This window comes from Flavobacterium sp. 9, assembly GCF_002754195.1.
Classification (GTDB): Bacteria; Bacteroidota; Bacteroidia; order Flavobacteriales; family Flavobacteriaceae; genus Flavobacterium.
Genome location: NZ_PEEU01000001.1, coordinates 168232 through 189293, shown reverse-complemented (window position 1 = coordinate 189293; position 21062 = coordinate 168232). Strand labels below are relative to the sequence as shown.

The 21062-nt window shown below is 34.3% G+C and carries 11 protein-coding genes; 9 read left to right on the top strand and 2 right to left on the bottom strand.

The window, feature by feature from the left end:
* Nucleotides 1-17: 17 nt before the first annotated feature.
* Complete coding sequence (gene mgrA / locus CLU81_RS00750) at nucleotides 18-1013, bottom strand: L-glyceraldehyde 3-phosphate reductase (RefSeq protein ID WP_099708075.1); 996 nt, start codon at nucleotides 1011-1013, stop codon at nucleotides 18-20.
* Nucleotides 1014-1033: 20 nt separating this feature from the next.
* Nucleotides 1034-1474 carry a heme-binding protein gene (locus CLU81_RS00745; protein WP_099708074.1) on the bottom strand — a complete coding sequence of 147 codons (441 nt, stop codon included), beginning with the start codon at nucleotides 1472-1474 and terminating at the stop codon, nucleotides 1034-1036.
* Between the two features lie 561 nt (nucleotides 1475-2035).
* On the opposite strand from CLU81_RS00745, the gene CLU81_RS00740 reads away from it, so the two are divergent.
* The 9 genes from CLU81_RS00740 (at nucleotide 2036) to CLU81_RS00700 (ending at nucleotide 21048) form a co-directional block, all read left to right on the top strand.
* A complete protein-coding gene (locus CLU81_RS00740) occupies nucleotides 2036-2617 on the top strand; it encodes a Crp/Fnr family transcriptional regulator (RefSeq protein WP_099708073.1) in 582 nt (193 codons plus the stop codon).
* Nucleotides 2618-3460: 843 nt separating this feature from the next.
* On the top strand, nucleotides 3461-5416 hold the full coding sequence (locus CLU81_RS00735) for an alpha-galactosidase (RefSeq protein WP_233209625.1): 1956 nt from the start codon (nucleotides 3461-3463) through the stop codon (nucleotides 5414-5416).
* 4 nt (nucleotides 5417-5420) lie between these two features.
* The gene (locus CLU81_RS00730) at nucleotides 5421-7397 is read left to right on the top strand and encodes a sialate O-acetylesterase (RefSeq protein ID WP_233209624.1); all 1977 of its coding nucleotides are present in this window, start codon (nucleotides 5421-5423) and stop codon (nucleotides 7395-7397) included.
* A gap of 19 nt (nucleotides 7398-7416) precedes the next feature.
* On the top strand, nucleotides 7417-9621 hold the full coding sequence (locus CLU81_RS00725) for an alpha-galactosidase (protein WP_099712624.1): 2205 nt from the start codon (nucleotides 7417-7419) through the stop codon (nucleotides 9619-9621).
* A 66-nt stretch (nucleotides 9622-9687) separates the two neighbouring features.
* Nucleotides 9688-10704, top strand: coding sequence for a GntR family transcriptional regulator (locus CLU81_RS00720; protein WP_099708071.1), 1017 nt, complete (start codon nucleotides 9688-9690; stop codon nucleotides 10702-10704).
* 3 nt (nucleotides 10705-10707) lie between these two features.
* The gene (locus tag CLU81_RS00715) at nucleotides 10708-12300 is read left to right on the top strand and encodes a solute:sodium symporter family transporter (protein WP_099708070.1); all 1593 of its coding nucleotides are present in this window, start codon (nucleotides 10708-10710) and stop codon (nucleotides 12298-12300) included.
* A gap of 1019 nt (nucleotides 12301-13319) precedes the next feature.
* Nucleotides 13320-16346 (top strand): TonB-dependent receptor, encoded by a 3027-nt coding sequence (locus tag CLU81_RS00710; protein WP_099708069.1) that lies wholly within the window; start codon nucleotides 13320-13322, stop codon nucleotides 16344-16346.
* A gap of 25 nt (nucleotides 16347-16371) precedes the next feature.
* On the top strand, nucleotides 16372-17904 hold the full coding sequence (locus tag CLU81_RS00705; protein ID WP_099712623.1) for a RagB/SusD family nutrient uptake outer membrane protein: 1533 nt from the start codon (nucleotides 16372-16374) through the stop codon (nucleotides 17902-17904).
* A gap of 198 nt (nucleotides 17905-18102) precedes the next feature.
* On the top strand, nucleotides 18103-21048 hold the full coding sequence (locus CLU81_RS00700) for a discoidin domain-containing protein (protein ID WP_099708068.1): 2946 nt from the start codon (nucleotides 18103-18105) through the stop codon (nucleotides 21046-21048).
* Nucleotides 21049-21062: the final 14 nt, after the last annotated feature.

The following is a 21062-nucleotide window of genomic DNA, read 5'->3' as shown; positions in this document are numbered from 1 at the left end:
GCCAATTCGTAATTGCTTTATATCAGAATTTGATTGATTGCTTTTAGTTCTTCTGCAGAAAACGAAGTGTTTTTAAGACATCCCACAGAATCAATCACTTGTTCTGGTTTGCTTGCGCCAATAATAACCGATGAAATTCTTTTGTCTTTCATAACCCATGACAACGCCATTTGTGCCAATGTTTGTCCGCGTTCTAATGCCATTTCGTTAAGCTTTTTAACCTTAGCAATATTCTCAGGCGTGATTGCGTCTTCTTCGATTGCACCATTTCCGCGATGTGCTGTAGCTCTTGAGTTTTCCGGAATTCCGTTTAGATATTTATTTGTCAAAAGACCTTGTGCAAGAGGTGAAAAAGCGATTCCGCCAATACCATTTAATTCTAGAACATCCAATAATCCATCTTCTACAGAACGCTCCAGCATCGAATATTTAGGCTGATGAATCACACACGGAGTTCCTAATTGTTTCAAGATTGTAAAAGCCTTTTGAGTTTCGGCAGGACTATAACTCGAAATACCTACATAAAGTGCTTTTCCCTGACGCACAATTAAATCCAGCGCCGCCATAGTTTCTTCCATTGGTGTGTTTGGATCTGGTCTGTGGTGATAAAAAATATCTACATATTCTAAATCCATACGTTTAAGACTTTGGTCTAAGCTGGCAATTAAATGCTTTTTTGAACCTAAATCTCCATAAGGACCTTCCCACATTGGCCATCCGGCTTTTGTAGAAATCAAAAGTTCGTCACGAAAAGATTTAAAATCCTGTTTGAATATTTGTCCAAAAGTCGTCTCAGCAGATCCCGCCGGAGGACCATAATTATTAGCAAGATCAAAATGCGTAATACCGTTATCAAAGGCCGTGTGCAATATATTTCTTGCGTTTTCGGTATTATCGATCGCGCCAAAGTTATGCCACAAACCAAGAGAAAGCGCCGGAAGCATTAGTCCGCTGTTGCCACAACGACGGTATTCCATTTTTTGATATCGGTTTGAATCTGGTAAATAAGTCATGTTTTTTTTAATTATGATTGTTATATTTTTTTGAATGCCTTGGTTACAATTTCTAAATCGGTAACACCTCTAAAACCGCTAAAACCAATAGAAAGCTGTGTTCCGTCATTTAATATAATAGGTTGTCCGCCTTGCCAGCCAATAAGATCCGGCGCTTCGATTCCGTTAGCGTTTTCGTCTACAATTTTATTGAAAACCAATCTCTCGTAATCTCCCGTTTTAACTCCAGTAAGCCAAACCTGACTCGCTTTTGTCCAGGCAATTTTATACGATTGTCTTTTACGCGCTTTGTCATTTCCGTACATTCGGCCATAAACCATACCTTCTTCGTCAATAATACAAATTGCAACGTTGCCGTTAGAAATTGCTTTGTCTTCTTCAACTTGCATATAAGAAGGAATTAGATCGTCAATTGCCGATAATGCCAATGTAATTCGTAGATGGAGAACTTGATCTTTCATTGATTGTAAATTTATTGGGTGTTTAATTTTCAAAGATCAAATATTAAATTGCCTAATTTCTTAAACTAGATCAAGAAATAATAAAATAATACAAATCATGTGAATTTGTAAATATGTAAATATGTGAAGATGTGAATAGGTTTTAACGTAGAAATGCGTAGCAAATCAAGATTTGCAATAAAAATGTACCGTTAGGTACATATCATCGGTAAAAAAAACATCAATCGAAATAAATATAGCGTGCCGTAGGTACGCATCAAAACGTTAATCATGCGTACCTACGGCACGCCAACGAATTTTGCGCCATTTTTTTTTCTACCGATGATATGTGCCTAGAGGCACATTTTAGGGCGTAATTTTTGTGTATAATTTATGCGGAGACGCACTGCTGTGCGCCTCTACGGATATTCGTTGTCGATAGATTAATATTGTGAGCCACTACGGATATTCGTTGTCTATAAATTAACGTTGATAAAAACAATCGCAACAAACACTTTAAATAAATACATCTTATATTTACGACTTGTTACCAAAAGCAATCCTACTAAACAAGTTTTAAAGATGTTTGAGAAAATACACGATTATCTTTCCAGATTTGCCAGACTATCAGAACAAGAGATTAAAATTTTTGAAAACAGTCTGGAGTTTAGAAAAGTTCCTAAGAAAACAATTTTATTACATGCAGGTGAAATCTGCAATTTTGAAGCTTATATAAATAAAGGTTGCATAAGAGAATATTTCGTTGATCGCGACGGAATAGAACTGACACTGCAATTTGCAACCGAAGATTGGTGGGTAAGTGATATTACGAGTTTTGAGGATCAGGTGCCAAGTGATATGTATATTGAAACGCTTGAAGATTGTGAGTTACTGGTTTTAAGTCGTCAAACGAAAGAAAATTTAATCAATGAAGTTCCGCAATTAGAGCGTATGTTTAGGTTAATGATTCAAAGGCATTTATCGAAATTGCAAAAGCGCTTGTTCAAAACCGTTTCTTCAACGGCAATGGAACAATATGTAGAATTTGTGAATCGATATCCAACATTATCGCAACGGGTTTCGCAACAATATATTGCTTCTTATTTAGGAATCACGCCCGAGTTTCTAAGCAGATTGAGAGCAAAACATTTGAAAAATGGATAAGTTTTGACTTTATCGATTGTCGTTATAAAGTAGAATAGGAGTTTTAATGCTCCTTTTTTTATGTGTAAAAGTTAGTAAATAGGCTCCAGCTTTAGCTGGAGTTTGAAGAATTGATAACAAATGGCTTTAGCCAAATAATGAAGAAATTCGGCTAAAGCCAAATCTTTGTGTTTGTTTTATACCTCCAGCTAAAGCTGGAGGCAATTATAATTTCACCCCGATGGGGTTCTAATGCGATAAAATATAAATTTTTCTATAAATATAACATCCCTATGGGATTTTTATTCCTTTGTTCAACAGTTACGGAAAGCATAATATCATAGCAATAAATATTCACTAAGATATGCTCCAGAGGGGCATTATATTTATAGAATATTTGCACACAATAGGATCAAAGCTCCTGGGGAGCGATATATTTTAGCGTTATGCAAATAATTTATATTCTACGGATTAAAATAACTCCATAAATTATATCATTTTAATCCATTAATCTGTGGCGTTAAAATTTTAAAGACACAATCTATGTGTTTACTAAACTTTTAGGATATCTTTAAAAAGAATTATTGTCAAATTGACTATTTGACTAAAAAAGTGTAATATTATTAAAATTTTAAAATAGCTGATTCCGTGATGTTTAGCATGGTTTTTAAAAGAACTGGCGAACATTTTTTTTTGAAGTTCTTGCAGAATAAATTATAATTTGTATTATTGTAGTATAGAATAGTATAATAACCAAAACTTTATTTAATGAGACAGTATCATTTCCTGTTAAAAAACATGTTTTTGTCCGTTTTATTTATGGTCATTTTTTGCAATTCGGCGCAAGCTCAAAAGAGCATCAAAATGACTTATGGCAAAAGCGGAATTATTACTTATGATGTTCAACAAAAAACAATTGCCGTAAGTCAATCCGGAAAAAACATTTTTTCTGGAGCAAAAGCTTCGGTTATTGTGAATGGTAAAACAATTTCTGTGAGCGATTATCCGGAAGCTGTTTTATCAAAAGAAACGATTAATGACAATTTAGGGAAAGGTTTAAAATATACGCTTACATATAAAGATAAAAATAATCCAACGATAATCCAGAGTTTTATAACTTATAACAATCAGTCATACTTTATAACTCAAACTGAAATTTTAGGCAACGGAAATCAAATTGTAACCAATTATATTTCGCCATTAGATTTAGGAAAAGTTGGCTTTGACAAAATCGAAAATCTGCAAACTGTTTTTGTTCCATATGATAATGACGCTTTTATAAGTTATGATTCGAAAAAACTAGATGCAGTTTCTCAAAATACAAGTGCAGAAGTTGGGATTCTTTTTAATAATACTTCGCGAAATGGTTTTATCGTTGGTTCTCTTGAACATACGGTTTGGAAAAGTGCTGTAAAAACGATCAATAAAGATAAGGAACCGTTATTTTCTGCTTGGGCAGGATATTCAGAAAAAGAAACTACACGTGATAGTATTGCACACGGAATTGTAAAAGGCGATAAAGTTTCGTCTCCAAAATTCTTTGTTGGATATTATTCTGATTGGAGAAACGGAATGGAAGAATATGCCAAAACGAATCGCATTGTCGAGAAACCTTTTGTCTTTGCGTGGGATAAACCAACTCCGGTTGGATGGAATAGTTGGGGCGTTTTGATGGAAAAAATCAATTATGATAATACGACTAAAGTGGCAGATTTCTTTGCCAATTCAATTCCGCAATTTCGTGTTGGAAATACCGCTTTTATCGATTTAGATTCTTTTTGGGATAATATGGTTAAAGGTGGATTTACCGGAGATTTTAGTAAATTAAAAGAGTTTGCAGATTATTGCAAAAGCAAAGGTCTGGAACCGGGAGCATATTGGGCACCTTTTACAGATTGGGGTTGGAAAGATGGTCCAAATCGAAAAGCCGAAGGAAGTGATTATACTTTTGGTGAAATGTGGACAAAAACCGGAAATACTTATTTTGATTTTGATGGCGCTCGTGCCATTGATCCTACGCATCCGGGAACGCTTAAGCGTGTTGATTATGTGATTAATAAACTAAAAGCGTGCGGTTTTAAAATGATTAAAATCGACTTTTTAGGTCACGCTGCTGCGGAATCTACTTCGTTTTATGATAAAAATGTTACGACTGGAATGCAAGCTTACAAAGTAGGAATGGAGCATTTAGTAAAAGCTCTTGACGGACAAATGCTTATTTATGCTGCGATTTCTCCAAATATGGCAACTTCTCGTTATGCACACGTTCGTCGTATTGCGTGCGATGCCTGGAAAACAATTGAGCAAACACAATATACCTTAAATAGTGTTAATTATGGTTGGTGGCAAACGTATGCTTACGATTATATTGATGCTGATCACGTGGTTTTTGCAGATGTTACAGAAGGCGAAAATCGTGCGAGATTAATTTCGGCGGTTATTACCGGAACTTTGATTACTGGTGATGATTATAGCAAAGATGGAATCTGGAGCAAACGTGCTAAGGAATGGCTTCAGAATAAAGAGCTTTTAAAAATTGTTGCAAATGGAGTTGCATTCCGTCCTGTAGAAGGAAATACCGGAAAATTAACTACTGAAGTTTTCGAACAAAAAATTGGTAATGATTGGTATATCGCAGTTTTAAATTATGGCGCTTCAAGTAAAAATTATGAACTTCCTTTGGAAAGATTAGGGATAAAAAACGGTAATTATAAATTGCAGGATCTTTTTACTTCTGAAAATATTGACGTAAAAAACAATGTTATAAAAGTCACTCTTGGCGCTAAAGATGCGCATTTGTATAAAGTTATAAATCACTAATAAAATGCAGCTGAAAAAACATCTTTTTAAGAATATGATGCTTGTATTAGCATTGTTTATTCTATCGTTAAATAGCGTTAATGCTACGGTATCATTACCATCTTTCTTTACAGATAATATGGTATTGCAACAAAAAAGTGCAGTTCCGTTTTGGGGAGAAAGTGACGGAAAATCGGTAACTATTATAACTTCCTGGGATAAAAAATCATATAGTTCTAAGGTAGAAAATGGTAAATGGAAAGTGATTTTAAAAACTCCCATTTATGGCGGACCTTATACAATTACAATAAATGATGGATCTGTAAAAACGCTTAATAATGTTTTGATTGGTGAAGTTTGGTTGTGTTCCGGACAAAGTAATATGGAAATGCCTCTGGAAGGTTGGGGAAAAATCAATAATTATAAGGAAGAAATTGAAAACGCAAATTATCCTCAAATACGATTATTGCAGGCTGAACATATAGAAAGTACTTTACCATTAAGTACCTTAAAAGTACAACACGATGGCTGGAATGTTTGCGATCCAAAAACTATTGCAGATTTTAGCGCAACAGCTTATTTTTTTGCCAGAAAGATTTACAACGAAAAAAAGATTCCTATAGGGTTAATTCATTCTTCTTGGGGAGGAACGCTTATCGAAGCCTGGACAAGTTCTGGAGCGTTAACGACAATTCATGATTTTGATACGGAAATTAAAGCCATGAAATCTGAAACTGATAACGCTGCATTACTGCAAAAATATAATGCTGATATGGCGGTTTGGGAAAAGAATTTGACAGCTTCGGATAAAGGATTTTCTGAAGAAAAAGCAATTTGGGCAACATCCAATTTGGATGATTCGACTTGGAAAATAATGAAACTTCCTTCTTTTTTTGATACTAATGGATTAGGCAATTTTGATGGAGTAGTTTGGTTTAGAAAAAAAATTACAGTTCAGGATAATAATGTAGACTTTAGTCTAAGTTATTATGCAGATGATGAAGATATGATTTGGGTAAACGGAAACTATATTGGCGAAACCAAAGGTTATAATGTTGAACGTCATTATACAATTCCAGCGAAATTTCTGAAAAAAGGAGAAAATACAATCACAATAAGAGTTTTTGACGGAGCTGGAAATGGCGGAGTTTATGGCGATGAAAAAATCGCTTTAAAATCAAATAAAGAAACAATTTCATTGGTTGGTGACTGGAAATATAATATTGGTGTTGACAGTAAAGATTTGCCTGCAAAACCGTATTTGGCTCAAGGCCAAAATAGACCAAGTGCTATTTATAATGCGATGATTTCACCTATAATAGATTATAAAATAAAAGGTGTAATCTGGTATCAGGGAGAAAGTAATGCGGAAAGAGCGTATCAATATCAGAAGTTATTTCCGTTGCTGATAAACGATTGGAGAGAAAAATTCAAGGATAAAAATTTGCCGTTTTTCTTTGTTCAATTGGCAAATTATAAAGAACAAAAACAACAACCAGGAGATTCTGATTGGGCAGAATTAAGAGAAGCACAATTTAAAGCTTTGAGATTGCCAAATACGGGAATGGCTGTTACAACTGATATTGGAAACGGGGCAGATATTCACCCAAAAAACAAGCAAGATGTTGGAGGTCGATTGGCAAATATAGCTTTGGCAAAAGTATATAATACCAAAATCGATTATTCGGGACCACTTTATAAATCTTATTCTATAAAGCAAAATGTCGTGACAATTGATTTTGATTTTAATGAAAATATAAAACCCAGAGACAATCTGCTAAAAGGATTTTCGATTGCTGGATCTGATCAAAAATTTCATTGGGCGGATGCTAAAATAGTAAATGGCAAAGTCGAAGTTTTTGCTCAAGGCGTAACAAATCCGGTTGCGGTGCGCTGCAATTGGGCTGATAATCCTGACGGAAATTTAACGAATGCATCAGGTTTGCCGGCATCATCTTTTAGAACAGATGTTTGGGCAGGAATTACACAAGAAAAGAAATAAGAAAATAACACATAATAAAATGAAAAAACAATTTACAACTTTAAGGCAGTCTTTTACGATCGCATTTTTTATTCTGACGAGTTATTGCAGCACAATAACGGCACAAGAAATTATCTCGGTTAAAACCAAAAGTAATGCACTTGTTTTGCAAGTAACTCCGGGAAAAGAATTGAATACCATTTATTTAGGAGAAAAATTGGCAAACGATTTTGAATATGTAAAAATTCAGGGTCAGTTTCGTCAGGGAACAGATTATTCCGGGATTTATAATGCGGCTTATACGCCATCTGGATCTAAAAATTTATTAGAACCTGCAATCGCCGTAACGCACGCAGACGGAAATACTTCGCTTGATTTATTATACGTAAAACATACTACAAAAACGATCGCAACAGGAATTTCTCAAACCGAAATTACGCTTAAAGATAATGTATATCCAATTGAGGTTCATATGTTTATTCAATCGTATTATGATACTGATGTGATTGAGCAATGGACAACAATTCAGCATTCTGAAAAATCAAATATTACTTTAAACAAATATGCTTCGGCAAATTTATACCTTAAAGGATATAATAATTTCTATTTGAATCAATATCACGGTGATTGGGCAAAAGAAATGCAGCCTGAGGAAACGAAATTAACACACGGAATTAAAGTTTTAGATACTAAATTAGGTTCTCGTGCCAATTTATTTCAGCCTTCAGTATTTATGGTTTCTCTTGATAAACCTGCTACAGAAGACGAAGGAAAAGTTTTGTTTGCAGGATTGGAATGGTCAGGAAATTTCAGAACTGATTTAGAATTAGATCCTTTAAATAATCTTCGTGTTATTTCGGGTATTAATAATGCTGCTGCAGCTTATTCATTGGCTAAAAATGAAGTTTTTACAACGCCTAAATTTTGGTACACTTTATCATCAAAAGGAAAAGGAAATGCAAGTCGTAATTTGCACGATTGGTCTAGAAATTATAAAATATTAGACGGAAAAGGAAGTCGTATGACATTGCTTAACAACTGGGAAGCAACTTATTTTAATTTTGACGAAAACAAATTAAAAGTGCTTATCGCTGATAGTAAAAAATTGGGTGTAGATATGTTTTTATTGGACGATGGATGGTTCGGAAACAATTATCCTCGTAACAATGACGATGCGGCTCTTGGAGATTGGGACGTTAACAAAAAGAAATTACCAAACGGAATTGGAACTTTAGTGAAAACGGCTAAAGACAATCAGGTAAAATTTGGAATTTGGATTGAGCCTGAAATGGTAAATCCTGCGAGTGATTTGTACAAAAAACATCCGGAATGGATTGTAAAACAACCGGGAAGAGCGGAACATTATTTCCGTAATCAATTGGTTTTAGACTTGTCAAATCCAAAAGTTCAGGATTTTGTTTATGGAGTTGTAGACAATCTTTTTACTGAGAATCCGGAATTAGCTTATATCAAATGGGATTGTAATGCGGTGATTTACAACGCGTATTCAAGTAATTTGAAAGACAAACAAAATAATTTTTATACAGATTATGTAAACGGACTTTACAAAGTTCTGGAACGTATTCGTGTAAAATATCCAAAAGTGCCAATGATGCTTTGTTCCGGTGGTGGCGGAAGAGTTGATTATGCAGCCTTGAAATACTTTACAGAATTTTGGCCAAGTGACAATACAGATCCTTTGGAGCGTGTATATATGCAATGGGAATACTCGTATTTTTATCCTGCTTTAACGATCGCGGCGCACGTTACAGATTGGGGAAAACAACCTATTAAATACCGTACTGATGTTGCCATGATGGGAAGATTAGGTTTTGATATTGTGGTTAAAGATCTAAATGAGAAAGATTTAGCTTATGCGCAACAAGCGATAAAAAACTATGGCGCTTTGAGCACTACAATCTGGCAAGGAGATCAATATCGTTTGCAAAATCCTTGGGGTAATGATGCAGCTTCTGTAATGTTTGTGAATAAAAATGGTAATGAAGCAGTTGTTTTTAGCTATTTGGTAAATTCAAGATATGAAGCTGGAACACATCTTCCGATAAAATTAAAAGGACTTGAAGCGGGACAAAACTATAAAGTGGAAGAAATCAATGTTTATCCGGATAAAAAAGCTGCGGTAGAAACGGTAACTTACTCTGGAGATTTTTTAATGCAGGTTGGAATTAATCCAAATGTAAATTCTTCAAATACAAGTGTTGTTCTAAAAATTACTAAGGCCTAAACTAAATCTCGAACATTAGTATATATTTGTAATATATTTCTAATTAAATACCTATTTAACCGTTTTATGAAGCAAATTATTCAACAGATAAAAAATCTTGAATCTATAAATTCCTTCTCTAAACATGAGCAATTGGTTCAGGGAATAATTAATGCAATTGATGAAAAGGTAGTCACAAAAGGTGATTTACTTCCATCGGTAAATACTTTTATAAGCGAATTAGGTTTTGCCAGAGAAACTATTGCCAAAGCTTATAAAGAACTTGTACACAGAGGAATTATCGAATCAAAAAACCGATTGGGTTATTTTGTGGCAACAAATGATGTAAAACAAGAGCTAAAAGTGGCTTTATTGATCTTTGCATTTGATATTTTTCAGGAGACATTTTATGAAAATTTCAGAAAAGGTCTTGGAAAAAACGTTCAGTTAGATATCTTTTTTCACCATAATAATTTTGATACTTTCGAAAGCATTGTTCAAAATATAAAAGGAAAATACGGAATGTTTGTTATCGCTCCAATTCCGAGTGTAAAAACGCCGCCTGTTTTGAAATTATTACCAACGAACAGAGTTTTGTTGGTAGACCGTTATATAGATACTGATGAAGATTATAATTATGTTGCACAAGAGTTTGGCGATTCGTCATACAATGCTTTTGTGCAGTTAAAAGATAAAATTAAGAAGTATGATGAGATTATTTTCTTCTTTAAACCATCGTCTGCTGAACCTGATGAGATTTTAAATTCGTTTAAAAAATTCATGAAGGATTATGATATAAAAGGTGTAATTAAGGAAGAATATGTTTCAGGATCTCTTGAAAAAGGGAAAGTATATTTCACGATTCACAATCTTGAACTTTGGGAAATGCTAAAAGATTCTAAAGTAAAAGGGCTTAAAATTGGGAAAGATATTGGGTTTATTTCGCATAATGATGATATTGTAAAAGAGATCATTTTTGACGGAGTTACCACTTTTTCCACAGATTTCGCTGAAATGGGAAAAAAAGCGGCAAATTTTGTTTTGAATCGTAAAAAGATTCAGGAGATTATTCCAACAGTTTTGGTTGACAGAAATTCGCTGTAGTTTATGAGTGTTTGGTCTATTGTCAGTTTTATATTAGTTACAGGTCTTATTGCCCTAATTTCAGCAATTAAAACACGTAAAAAAAAGGTACAAACTACCAGTGGACTTTTTTTTGCAGATCACAACAATAATTTCCTAATAGTTGGAGGAGCATTGTTGTTAAGCAATATAAGTGCGAATCAATTTATAGGCGAAAACGAATCTATTTACACCAATAATATGAGCGTTATTGCATGGGGCGTGAGTTCTGTGCTGGCAATGTTATTGGTTGCAGAATACTTTTTGCCTATTTATTTTCGTACCGGAGCCATGACGATTCCGGATTATTTAGGAAAACGCTACGATCAATCTACCAAAAGATTGGTTTCAATTGTATTTTTATGCAGTTATATCGTTAATTTACTTCCTGCCGTTTTATATGGCGGAGCGGTTGCGTTAACCGGAATGTTCAATTTCTTAGAACCTTTGCACTTAACGTATTGGCAAAATATCTGGATTATGGTTTGGGTAATCGGGTTAACCGGTTGTGCTTATTCTGTTCTTGGAGGTTTGCGCGCAATATCTATAAGTGATACTATTTTAAGCATTGGATTATTGACCATTGGTATCGCTTTTCCTTATTTTGGATTCAAATTTCTTGGTCACGGCGATTGGTTTCAGGGTTTGCATATCATGCTTTCGCAGAATAAAGAACATCTCAACGCTATTGGAAGTCCGACAGATGAAGTTCCGTTAAGTACGATTTTTACAGGTATGTTTATCATGAACCTGTATTATTGGGGAATGGAGCAGTTTATTGTTCAGCAGGCGCTTTCGGCAAAAAGTCTTTCGCACAGTCAAAAAGGAATGGGATTGGCTTGTTTAGGAAAATTGTTATGTCCGTTTATTATTAATATTCCTGGACTTATTGGTGTTCATTTGTATAAAAATTTAGAGAATACTACCGAAGTTTTTCCATTAGTGGTAAAAGATACGTTGCCTACACTTTTAATTGGTTTAACCGCTGCAGTAGTTTTAGGCGCTGCAATAAGTACTTTTAATGCGGGTTTAAACAGTAGCAGTACGCTCTTTGTTTTGAACCTTTATAAACCATGGTTGGAAAAAAGAAATAAAGAAGTTACAGAGAAACATTTGGTTTATACGGGACGCAAATTCGAGATAATTGTTTCGGCTTTAGCCATGTTTTCGGCTCCGTTTATCATGTTTAGCAAAGCTGGTTTTTATACGTATTTGCAACAGCTTGGAGGAATGTTTTGTGTGCCAATTTTCACGATAATTCTCGTTGGTTTTGTATCGAAAAAAGTTCCGCCACAAGCCGCTAGAATCGGAATGATATTCTTTATTTTAAGTTATGTAATCTTTAATTATATTCTGGATATCAAACTTCATTACTTGCATATGCTGGCTATATTATTTGTTCTTACAACAATATGTATGTTGGTGGTTTCAAGGTTTTATCCGAATTATAAATACACCGAAATCAAACTTGAATCTGTTGGACTCGCGCCGTGGAAAAACCGTTATTGGTATTTTGGAGCGCTTTTAATTGGTATGATTAGTATTTTTATTCTGTTCTCAAAATGGGGAATAGCGTGAGGAAGGTTCAAAGGCTTGAAGGCTCAAAGGGACAAAGGTTTTAACGTAGAGGCGCACAGCAGTGCGTCTTTTTTTGTGTTTTGTTTCTAAGGAATGTATTTGAATAAAATTCCGGAGGAATGATTTATATTGTAGCAACGGATTTTAATCCGTTGTAGGGTAATTGCAAATGATAAAGATTTTAACGTAGAGGCGCACAGCAGTGCGTCTTTTTTACGTTTTTTTTATGTTCAATACAAACCTAACAGGTTTTTAAAACCTGTTAGATCTAACACCGGTAAAATTAGGTGTGAAGACAAAGATTATAACGTAGAGGCGCACAGCAGTGCGTCTCCGCATAGATTAGAAAATAAAAACAAAGAACCAAAAATCTGTGCCTTTAGGCACTAAAGATTGGTAGAAAAAAATGGTTTAAAATCCGTTTGCGTGCCGTAGGTGCGCGTGATTAACGTTTTGTTGCGTACCTACGGCACGCTAAATTTATTCCCAATTGATATTTTCTACCAATCTTTAGTGCCTAAAGGCACATCTTTTTTTAAACCTGTTAGGTTTAAGAACGATAACCCCTTATCAATGCGTCTTTTTTACACATATAAAATCAGGCTTTTACGAGAATTATTAGTAATGGTTTGGCTAATAATTTCATGAATTTATGCTATTTATTTCCCTTTATTTCGAATTGTTTCTAAATGTGCATTTTACTATAGAAATCGTATGAAAGTGCTTATTTTCTTTGTTTAGGAAGGAGATTCTGTAAGTTTTTGTCTGAGATTTCTTTATTTTATTCTTGATTTTTTTCCTTTATTCTTTTTAAACATTATTATTTATACAAATGCCGAAAAAAATCCAGTAAAAAAATAACAAATTCTTAAAACATAAATTTGGATGTTATAAAAATATTTGTATGTTTGTATTGTTGTAGTATAGGATAGTATAAGTCAATTCGTCTTCTGATATTTTAAATGCTCAATATAAAAAAAAACTAACTCAATATTTTATTAACTAAAAACCAAATCATTATGAGAATCGCAATAAGATACTTATGCTTCTTAGTAGTTATGATGTCCGCCGGTACACTTTATTCCCAAACCATCACCGGTAAAGTTACAGATAATGAAAATTTACCATTGCCAGGTGCTACAGTTATAGTAAAAGGTACACAAAATTCTACCGCAACTGACATTGACGGAAGTTACAAATTGACAAATGTTAAAGCTGGATCAACTTTAGAATTTAGTTTCATCGGATTTACTCCACTAAGCATTTCTGCTACTAGCTCAGTTGTAAATGCATCTTTAAAACCAAGCTCTCAGGAATTAAATGAAGTTATAATAGTTGGAGCCGTAATGAAAAAGGGAGATCTATCGGGCGCTGTAAGCAGTGTTTCTGGTGATAAACTTAGAGAGGTTCCTACGCCAAATGTTGTGCAGGCATTACAAGGGCGCGCTTCAGGTGTATATATACAACAAAGCGCTGTACCAGGTCAGACAGGTTCAATAAGAATTAGAGGAAATAATTCTCTAAACTTTGGCGGTAACCCAATATTTGTAATAGATGGCTTGGTTACTGACAGCAATTTTGAAAACATTAACCCCGACGATATTGCAAGTCTGGAAGTTCTTAAGGACGCTTCTGCCACTGCACTATATGGTTCAAGAGCTGCTAATGGAGTAATTGTAATTACGACAAAAAAAGGTTCAAGATCAGGAGAAGCAAAAATACAGTATGATACATGGACGGGTGTTTCTGAATTTGCAAGAACTATCCCGTTGATGAATGGTCAACAATTATTTGATCTAAGAGTTGATGCTTATGCAAATCGTTATATGGATGAGCATCCTGGGGCTGATCGTGCTGCTTATGTTAATCAAATTAAATCAGATGGTTCAACTGTTTTTGCGCCTTATGAATTGGAATCTTACAGAACGGGTAAAAGTTATGATTGGTTAGATCAGGTAACGCGTTCAGGTTTTCAGACTAATCACAATTTAAGTTTTAGTGGAGGAGGAGAAAAGGGGACATATTTTGTAAGTTTTAATTATGTTAACCAAGAAGGACTTCTTAAAAACTCTGATTTTAAAAGATATAATGGAAAAATTAACCTTACGCAGGATTTAAAATCATGGCTGCAGTTTGGTACAAATACTACTTTTTCAAGAAGTAAAAGCGATTATCAGGAAGGTAGTGCTTTTGGTGTGGCATTGGGAGCAAATCCACTATTGCCAATAGACTCTAAAGCTACTTATCTGAGATATGGTGAAGTATTTGACCAGAATCTTTATAACCCGATAAAAAGTCTTGATATCATCAATTCAAGCACACGTAACAGACTTACAAGTAGTAATTTTTTAAGTTTAAAACCAGTAAAGGGTCTTGATATTAGAACTACTTTGTCTGTAGATATTGCAGATCAGGCAAATTTTGATTACATACCAAGTTACACAGGACAATCGCTTAGAAATTCTATGAATGGAGAAGCTCATCATTATAGATATTCACAATTCAATTATCAGTGGGATAATACCGTAAGTTACAGTAAAGTTTTTGCTGCAAAGCATGACGTAAGTGTTATGGGAGGATTTTCTGTAATGAGTAATTCAGGTAATAGTACTGATGTAAGAGCTCGCGGATTTGTTAGTGATGATTTGACCTATATGGCATTATCAGGTGCATATCAAAAGGATAATGCGCAGTTAAGCTCGAATTTTACAGATTATTCAAACCAATCTTATTTTGCAAGAGCAAACTATACTTATGATGGTAAATACAACATTACAGGTACAGTAAGAAGAGATGGTTCTTCTAAATTTGGCCCAAATAACAAGTGGGGAACCTTTCCTTCAATAGCGGGAAGTTGGGATGTTGCTAAAGAAAATTTCCTTTCAGGATTTGAAAAATTAAATCAGCTTAAATTTCGTGTAGGTTATGGTATGGTAGGTAATCAAAATGTTGATGCTTACAGATATTTTGCCTTATATAATGCACAAGTTAGTAATAATTCAGGGACTTATGTGTCTGATAATTATATTGATAATTTTGATTTAAGATGGGAAAAACAAAAACAATTTAATGTTGGATTAGATGCTGGTTTCTTTAAAAACAGGCTGACTGCAAGTGCTAATTATTTTCATATAAATAATGACGATCTTTTAATGTTGCGTAATATGCCGGTTTCATCAGGATATAAATATAAACTGGATAATATTGGTGCTACAACTAATAAAGGTGTAGAATTAGAACTTAGCGGAGACATTATTAAAAACAAAGACTTTAAATGGAATGTTTCTGCCAACATATCATCGGCAAAAAATAAGGTTACAAAACTTTATGGAGATGCTACAGAGATATACAATTTGGGTGGTTATAGTAATAATGAGATCCAACGTACCGGGAACTTTTTCTTAGGTCAATCAGTAAATACAGTTTATGTATTTGAATATGATGGTATAGCACAGACGGGAGAAGATCTTACTAAAGTAAATTACGGAAGTAGAACTGTTCAGGCTGGAGATATTAAAATCAAAGACCGTAATGGCGATGGTGTAATAAACGATAAAGACAGATATGTAGTTGGAGATTTGAATCCTGATTATTATGGTGGTTTTTCTACAGATCTTAATTATAAAGGATTTGCATTAAATGCAGTATTTTCATATTCAATAGGTGGTAAGAGACCAAGTGGTACTTACGAAAGCTATATGAACTCAGGAGGAATGAGTGCAGCACATACAGACCTTTTGGATCGTTGGACTCCAACTAATACCAATACAGATGTTCCAAGAGCTTATTATGGAGGAGGAAGATATTCTTTAGGCGAGACAGATAAGGCAATACAAGATGCTTCATTCCTAAGATTAAATGCACTTACATTATCTTATACATTACAAGACAAAGTTGCAGAAAGTGTTTTCCTTAAAAATGTAAGGTTTTATGTAACGGGATCTAATCTATTTATTGTAACTAAATATAAAGGTTATGATCCAGAGGGAGGAGATTCTTATCCTATTTCCAGAATGTTAGTTATGGGATTAAATGTATCTCTTTAATCAAATTAATTTTAAAAATTATTTTATGAAAGCAAAAATTATAGCCTTTATGGCCTTAGCAATATTATCAGCTTCCTGTTCTTCAGATTTTTTGGATGAAGAGCCTAAAAGTTCACTTACTGCTGCTCAGGCATATGGCAGTTTAGGTAAAATAGAACCTGTTCTTTTGGGAGCTATAACGAATTGGAGGAATATGCAAAAAGACCGTGCAGGACTTTATACTTCTCTTGGTACAGACGAAGCACAACAAGGGGCTTTGCAGGTAACCGGAGATGCAAACCAGGCAGGACTTGATTTGTACAATGGTTTTCTAAGTCAGGAAAATCAGGCAATTGGGCAATTGTGGAATGACAGATGGCCAGTAATTGAAGTAGCTGCACAAACTATTAGAGCATTAGGAACCAATACCGAAGACGATAGTGCAAAACGTGATCTTTTACTTGGTGAAGCTAGTTTTTTAAGAGCAACATTAATGTTTGAGCTTACACAATATTGGGGAGAAATACCGATTAATGATAAAGCAAAAACGGTAGAATATGGTTTAAAACGTCAGCCTTTGACTTTGGTGTATGCTTCTATAGTTGCCGATTTAGAAAGAGCAATTCAAAAACTTCCTGTAACACAGAGCAATCCTGCATTTCCTGCAAAAGGTGTGGCTCAGGCGCTTTTAGGAAAAGTATATCTATATGCTCCAGAAGCTTCAGGATACCGTGATTATGCTAAAGGAAAACAATGGTTTGAAGAAGTTATTAAATCTGGAAAGTATAGTTTATTGCCTAATTATGCAGATGTTTTTAGCCCGGATCATGCTAATTCTTCAGAATCTTTATATGAATGGCAGTATAATAATAACTGGCCTGATAATAACCAAATCCAATGGCAAACAGGTTCAAGAGTTTTGGCAAATATAGACCAATATGCTTATTTTGGCGGTTATGATTTGATACTTCCTACTCAATATTGTTATAAAGATAAAACGGATGGCGGAATATGGGAACCAGGCGATGTGCGTAAAGACGCGAGTATTCGTTATGATTTTACTTATAAAGGAGTTACACCAACACTTCCTGCTGGTTTTGGTGGTGATGAGTTAGATCCGCACGTTAAAAAATATGAAGATATTCGTGTACAAGGAAAGCAATCGTTCTGGAATTCAGGAAAAAACAAACCATACATTCGTTATTCAGATGTGTTACTTAACTACGCAGAATGTTTAAATGAATTAGGAAATACAGCAGAAGCTGAAGGATATGTAAATCAGGTTCGTACAAGAGCTTTTGGAGGAACATTGCCGGCAGCAATGAAGTGGAGCGGACTTTCTCAAACGCAATTTAGAGACCAAATTCTTGATGAACGTATGCGTGAATTAGCTTTTGAAGGCTGGAGAAGAATGGATCTTAATCGTACAGGGAAATTAGTAGAATTAGTAAAGGCTCGTAACAAATGGGCAAAACAAAACGGTACAATTGCTACCTTTCACAGTCTTTATCCTATTCCTATCGGAGAGATTAAGCTAAATGATGAGATTGGTCCGGAAAATCAAAATCCAGGATATTAATATCCTTAAAAATAGTTTGAATGTAATTTTTTTATTTTTTTGGTCACGTGATTTTTGGTTAATCACGATTTGATTAGTAATGCCATTTTGGATTTAGGTAATAACAGTACAAGTGAGTTTTCTGTTAGAAAAAACTTATTCCAAAATGGCATTCTTATTTTTTAATGTTTACAATCTGTAAACCAATTAAGCAACAACATGAAGTTTATTAATATTCAGATTTATACCATAATATTGGTTTTAAATGCTTTATCATTAAGCGTTTATTCTCAAAACAAAGTAAGTTTAAACTCTTCTGATATTGTTTGGAAGCTAAAACCACAAGCAGAATTAGGGCAGGATAGTCTTAAAATATTTGCTTCAAATTATTCAGATATAAATTGGGTCAAAGCCGTTGTTCCGGGAACAATTTTTAATTCTTATGTCGTAAGCGGAATAGAAAAAGATCCTAATTATGGCGACAATATTTATCAGGTAGATAAATCAAAATACGATCGTAGTTTTTGGTATCGTTCAGAATTTACAGTTCCTGAGAATTTCACAAAAGACATTGTCTGGCTAAACTTTGAAGGAATCAATCGTGAAGGCGATATTTACCTTAACGGAAAAAAAATAGCCACTTTAAGCGGAATGATGCAACGCGGTAAATTTGATATTACCAAATTGGTGCATCGCAAAGAAAAAAATGTGTTGGCGATTTTGGTGAGTATTCCAAAGCAACCTTTAAATAATTACGGAAGTCCAACCTATATTTCGAGCGCAGGCTGGGATTGGATGCCTTATGTTCCGGGATTAAATTCAGGAATTACAGATGATGTTTTTCTTAGTAATACCAATAAAATTACAATTATAGATCCTTGGATTCATACTGATTTGCCATCAAACGGACGTGCAGATCTTGAAATAAAAGTAGATCTAAAAAATTCTTCGGCACAAAATCAAGAAGGAGTTTTGACAGGAATTATAATGCCTGGAAATATTACTTTTTCTAAAAAAATAAGTTTGGATGCAAATGCTATTACAAACATAAAATTAAGTAAAGAACAGTTTCCGGAACTAGCGATTCAGAATCCAAAATTATGGTGGCCAAATGGTTACGGAGATCCTAATTTATATACTTGTCAATTTACTTTTAAAATTGGAGACGTTGTTTCAGATGCTCAAAAAGTAACTTTCGGAATTAAAAAATATACCTACGATACAGAAGGCGGCGTTTTGCATGTTTCGATAAACGGAAAACGCGTTTTTCTAAAAGGAGGAAACTGGGGAATGAGCGAATATATGCTTCGTTGTCGAGGAGATGAATACGATCTTAAAGTAAAACTTCATAAAGAAATGAATTACAACATCATTCGTAACTGGTTAGGTTCAACTACAGATGATGAATTTTATGAAGCTTGCGACAAATACGGAATTATGGTTTGGGATGATTTTTGGTTAAATGCAAATCCTAATTTACCATTAGACATTCATGTTTTTAATAGCAATGTTGTCGAGAAAATAAAACGAGTGAGAAATCATGCAAGTATAGCCGTTTGGTGTGGAGATAATGAAGGAGTTCCTCAACCTCCGCTTAACGGTTGGATTGCCGAAAACATCAAAACTTTCGATAATAATGACAGATATTATCAGCCTTGTTCAAATACAGGAAACCTGAGCGGAAGCGGACTTTGGGGAAATAAAGATCCAAGGTTTTATTTCACCAAATATCCTGCAGCGTATGTTGGAACAGGAGATGGTCCGGGTTGGGGATTAAGAACTGAAATTGGTACAGCTGTTTTTCCTAATATCGAAAGTTTCAAGAAATTTATTCCGGAGAAAGATTGGTGGCCGCGAAATGATATGTGGGACAAACATTTCTTTGGACAAAAAGCCTTTAATGCTTCACCGGATAATTATGATAAAAGCATAACAGAACGTTACGGAAAACCAAACAATCTGGAAGAATATACTACAAAAGCGCAATTGCTAAATATCGAAACCAACAAAGCCATGTACGAAGGCTGGCTAGATCATATGTGGGAAGATGCTTCGGGAATTATGACCTGGATGAGTCAATCGTCATATCCAAGTATGGTTTGGCAGACTTATGATTATTATTACGATTTGACAGGAGCATATTGGGGCGTAAAATCGGCTTGTGAACCATTACACATTCAGTGGAATCCAGTTAATAATTCGGTTAAAGTAATCAATGCAACTGGAACTGATTTCAAAAATCTAAATGCCGAAGCAACGGTTTATAATTTGGATGGAAAATCAGTTGCTAAATTCAAACAAAATGCAATTGTAGATTCGTATTCGAATACAGCGACAGAGAGTTTTGTGATTCCGTTTTATTCGAACCAAAAAGATTTGGCTTTTCAGAAAAATGTAACAGCTTCTTCAACAGATGGCGGAAATACGAGAGACGTTACAGATGGAGATTCGAGCAGTCGTTGGGCAAGTAATTCAACAGATAACGAATGGATTTATGTTGATCTTGAAAACGAATATGTTGTAAATCGTGTGGTTCTGAATTGGGAAAATGCCTTCGGAAAAGAATATAAAATTCAAACAAGTTTAGATGCTAAAAACTGGACAGACGCAAGCATTATAAAAGAAGGAAAACAAGGTCTTGAAACCATTTCGTTTGATGAAGTAAAAGCTCGTTATGTCCGAATGTTAGGTATAAAACGTGGTTCAGGCTGGGGATATTCGCTTTATGATTTCAAAATTTTTGGAGCCGAAACTAATACAAATACCTCAGATTTGAGTCCGGTACATTTCATTAGATTAAAATTAAAAGATGCTCAAAACAAATTGGTTAGTGAAAATTTTTATTGGAGAGGTTCTAATATGAAAGACTTCACAGATTTGAATAAATTACCAAAAGCAAACGTAAATGTTTCCAGTAAAGTTGTAAAACAAAACCGAAAATATGTTATCAAATCTAAAGTTTCAAGTCCTTCAGGATTAGCATTCGGAATTCATATTCAAGTTTTAAATGATAAAACTGGAGCGCAAATTTTACCGGCAATTGTGAGTGATAGTTATTTTACTTTACTAAAAGGAGAAAGCAAAGAAGTTACAATAGAATTTGATGAAACGCTTTTGAAAAACGGAGAAAAACCGGTTATAAAAGCGATTCCATATAATAAATAAAAAGATTTTTATCC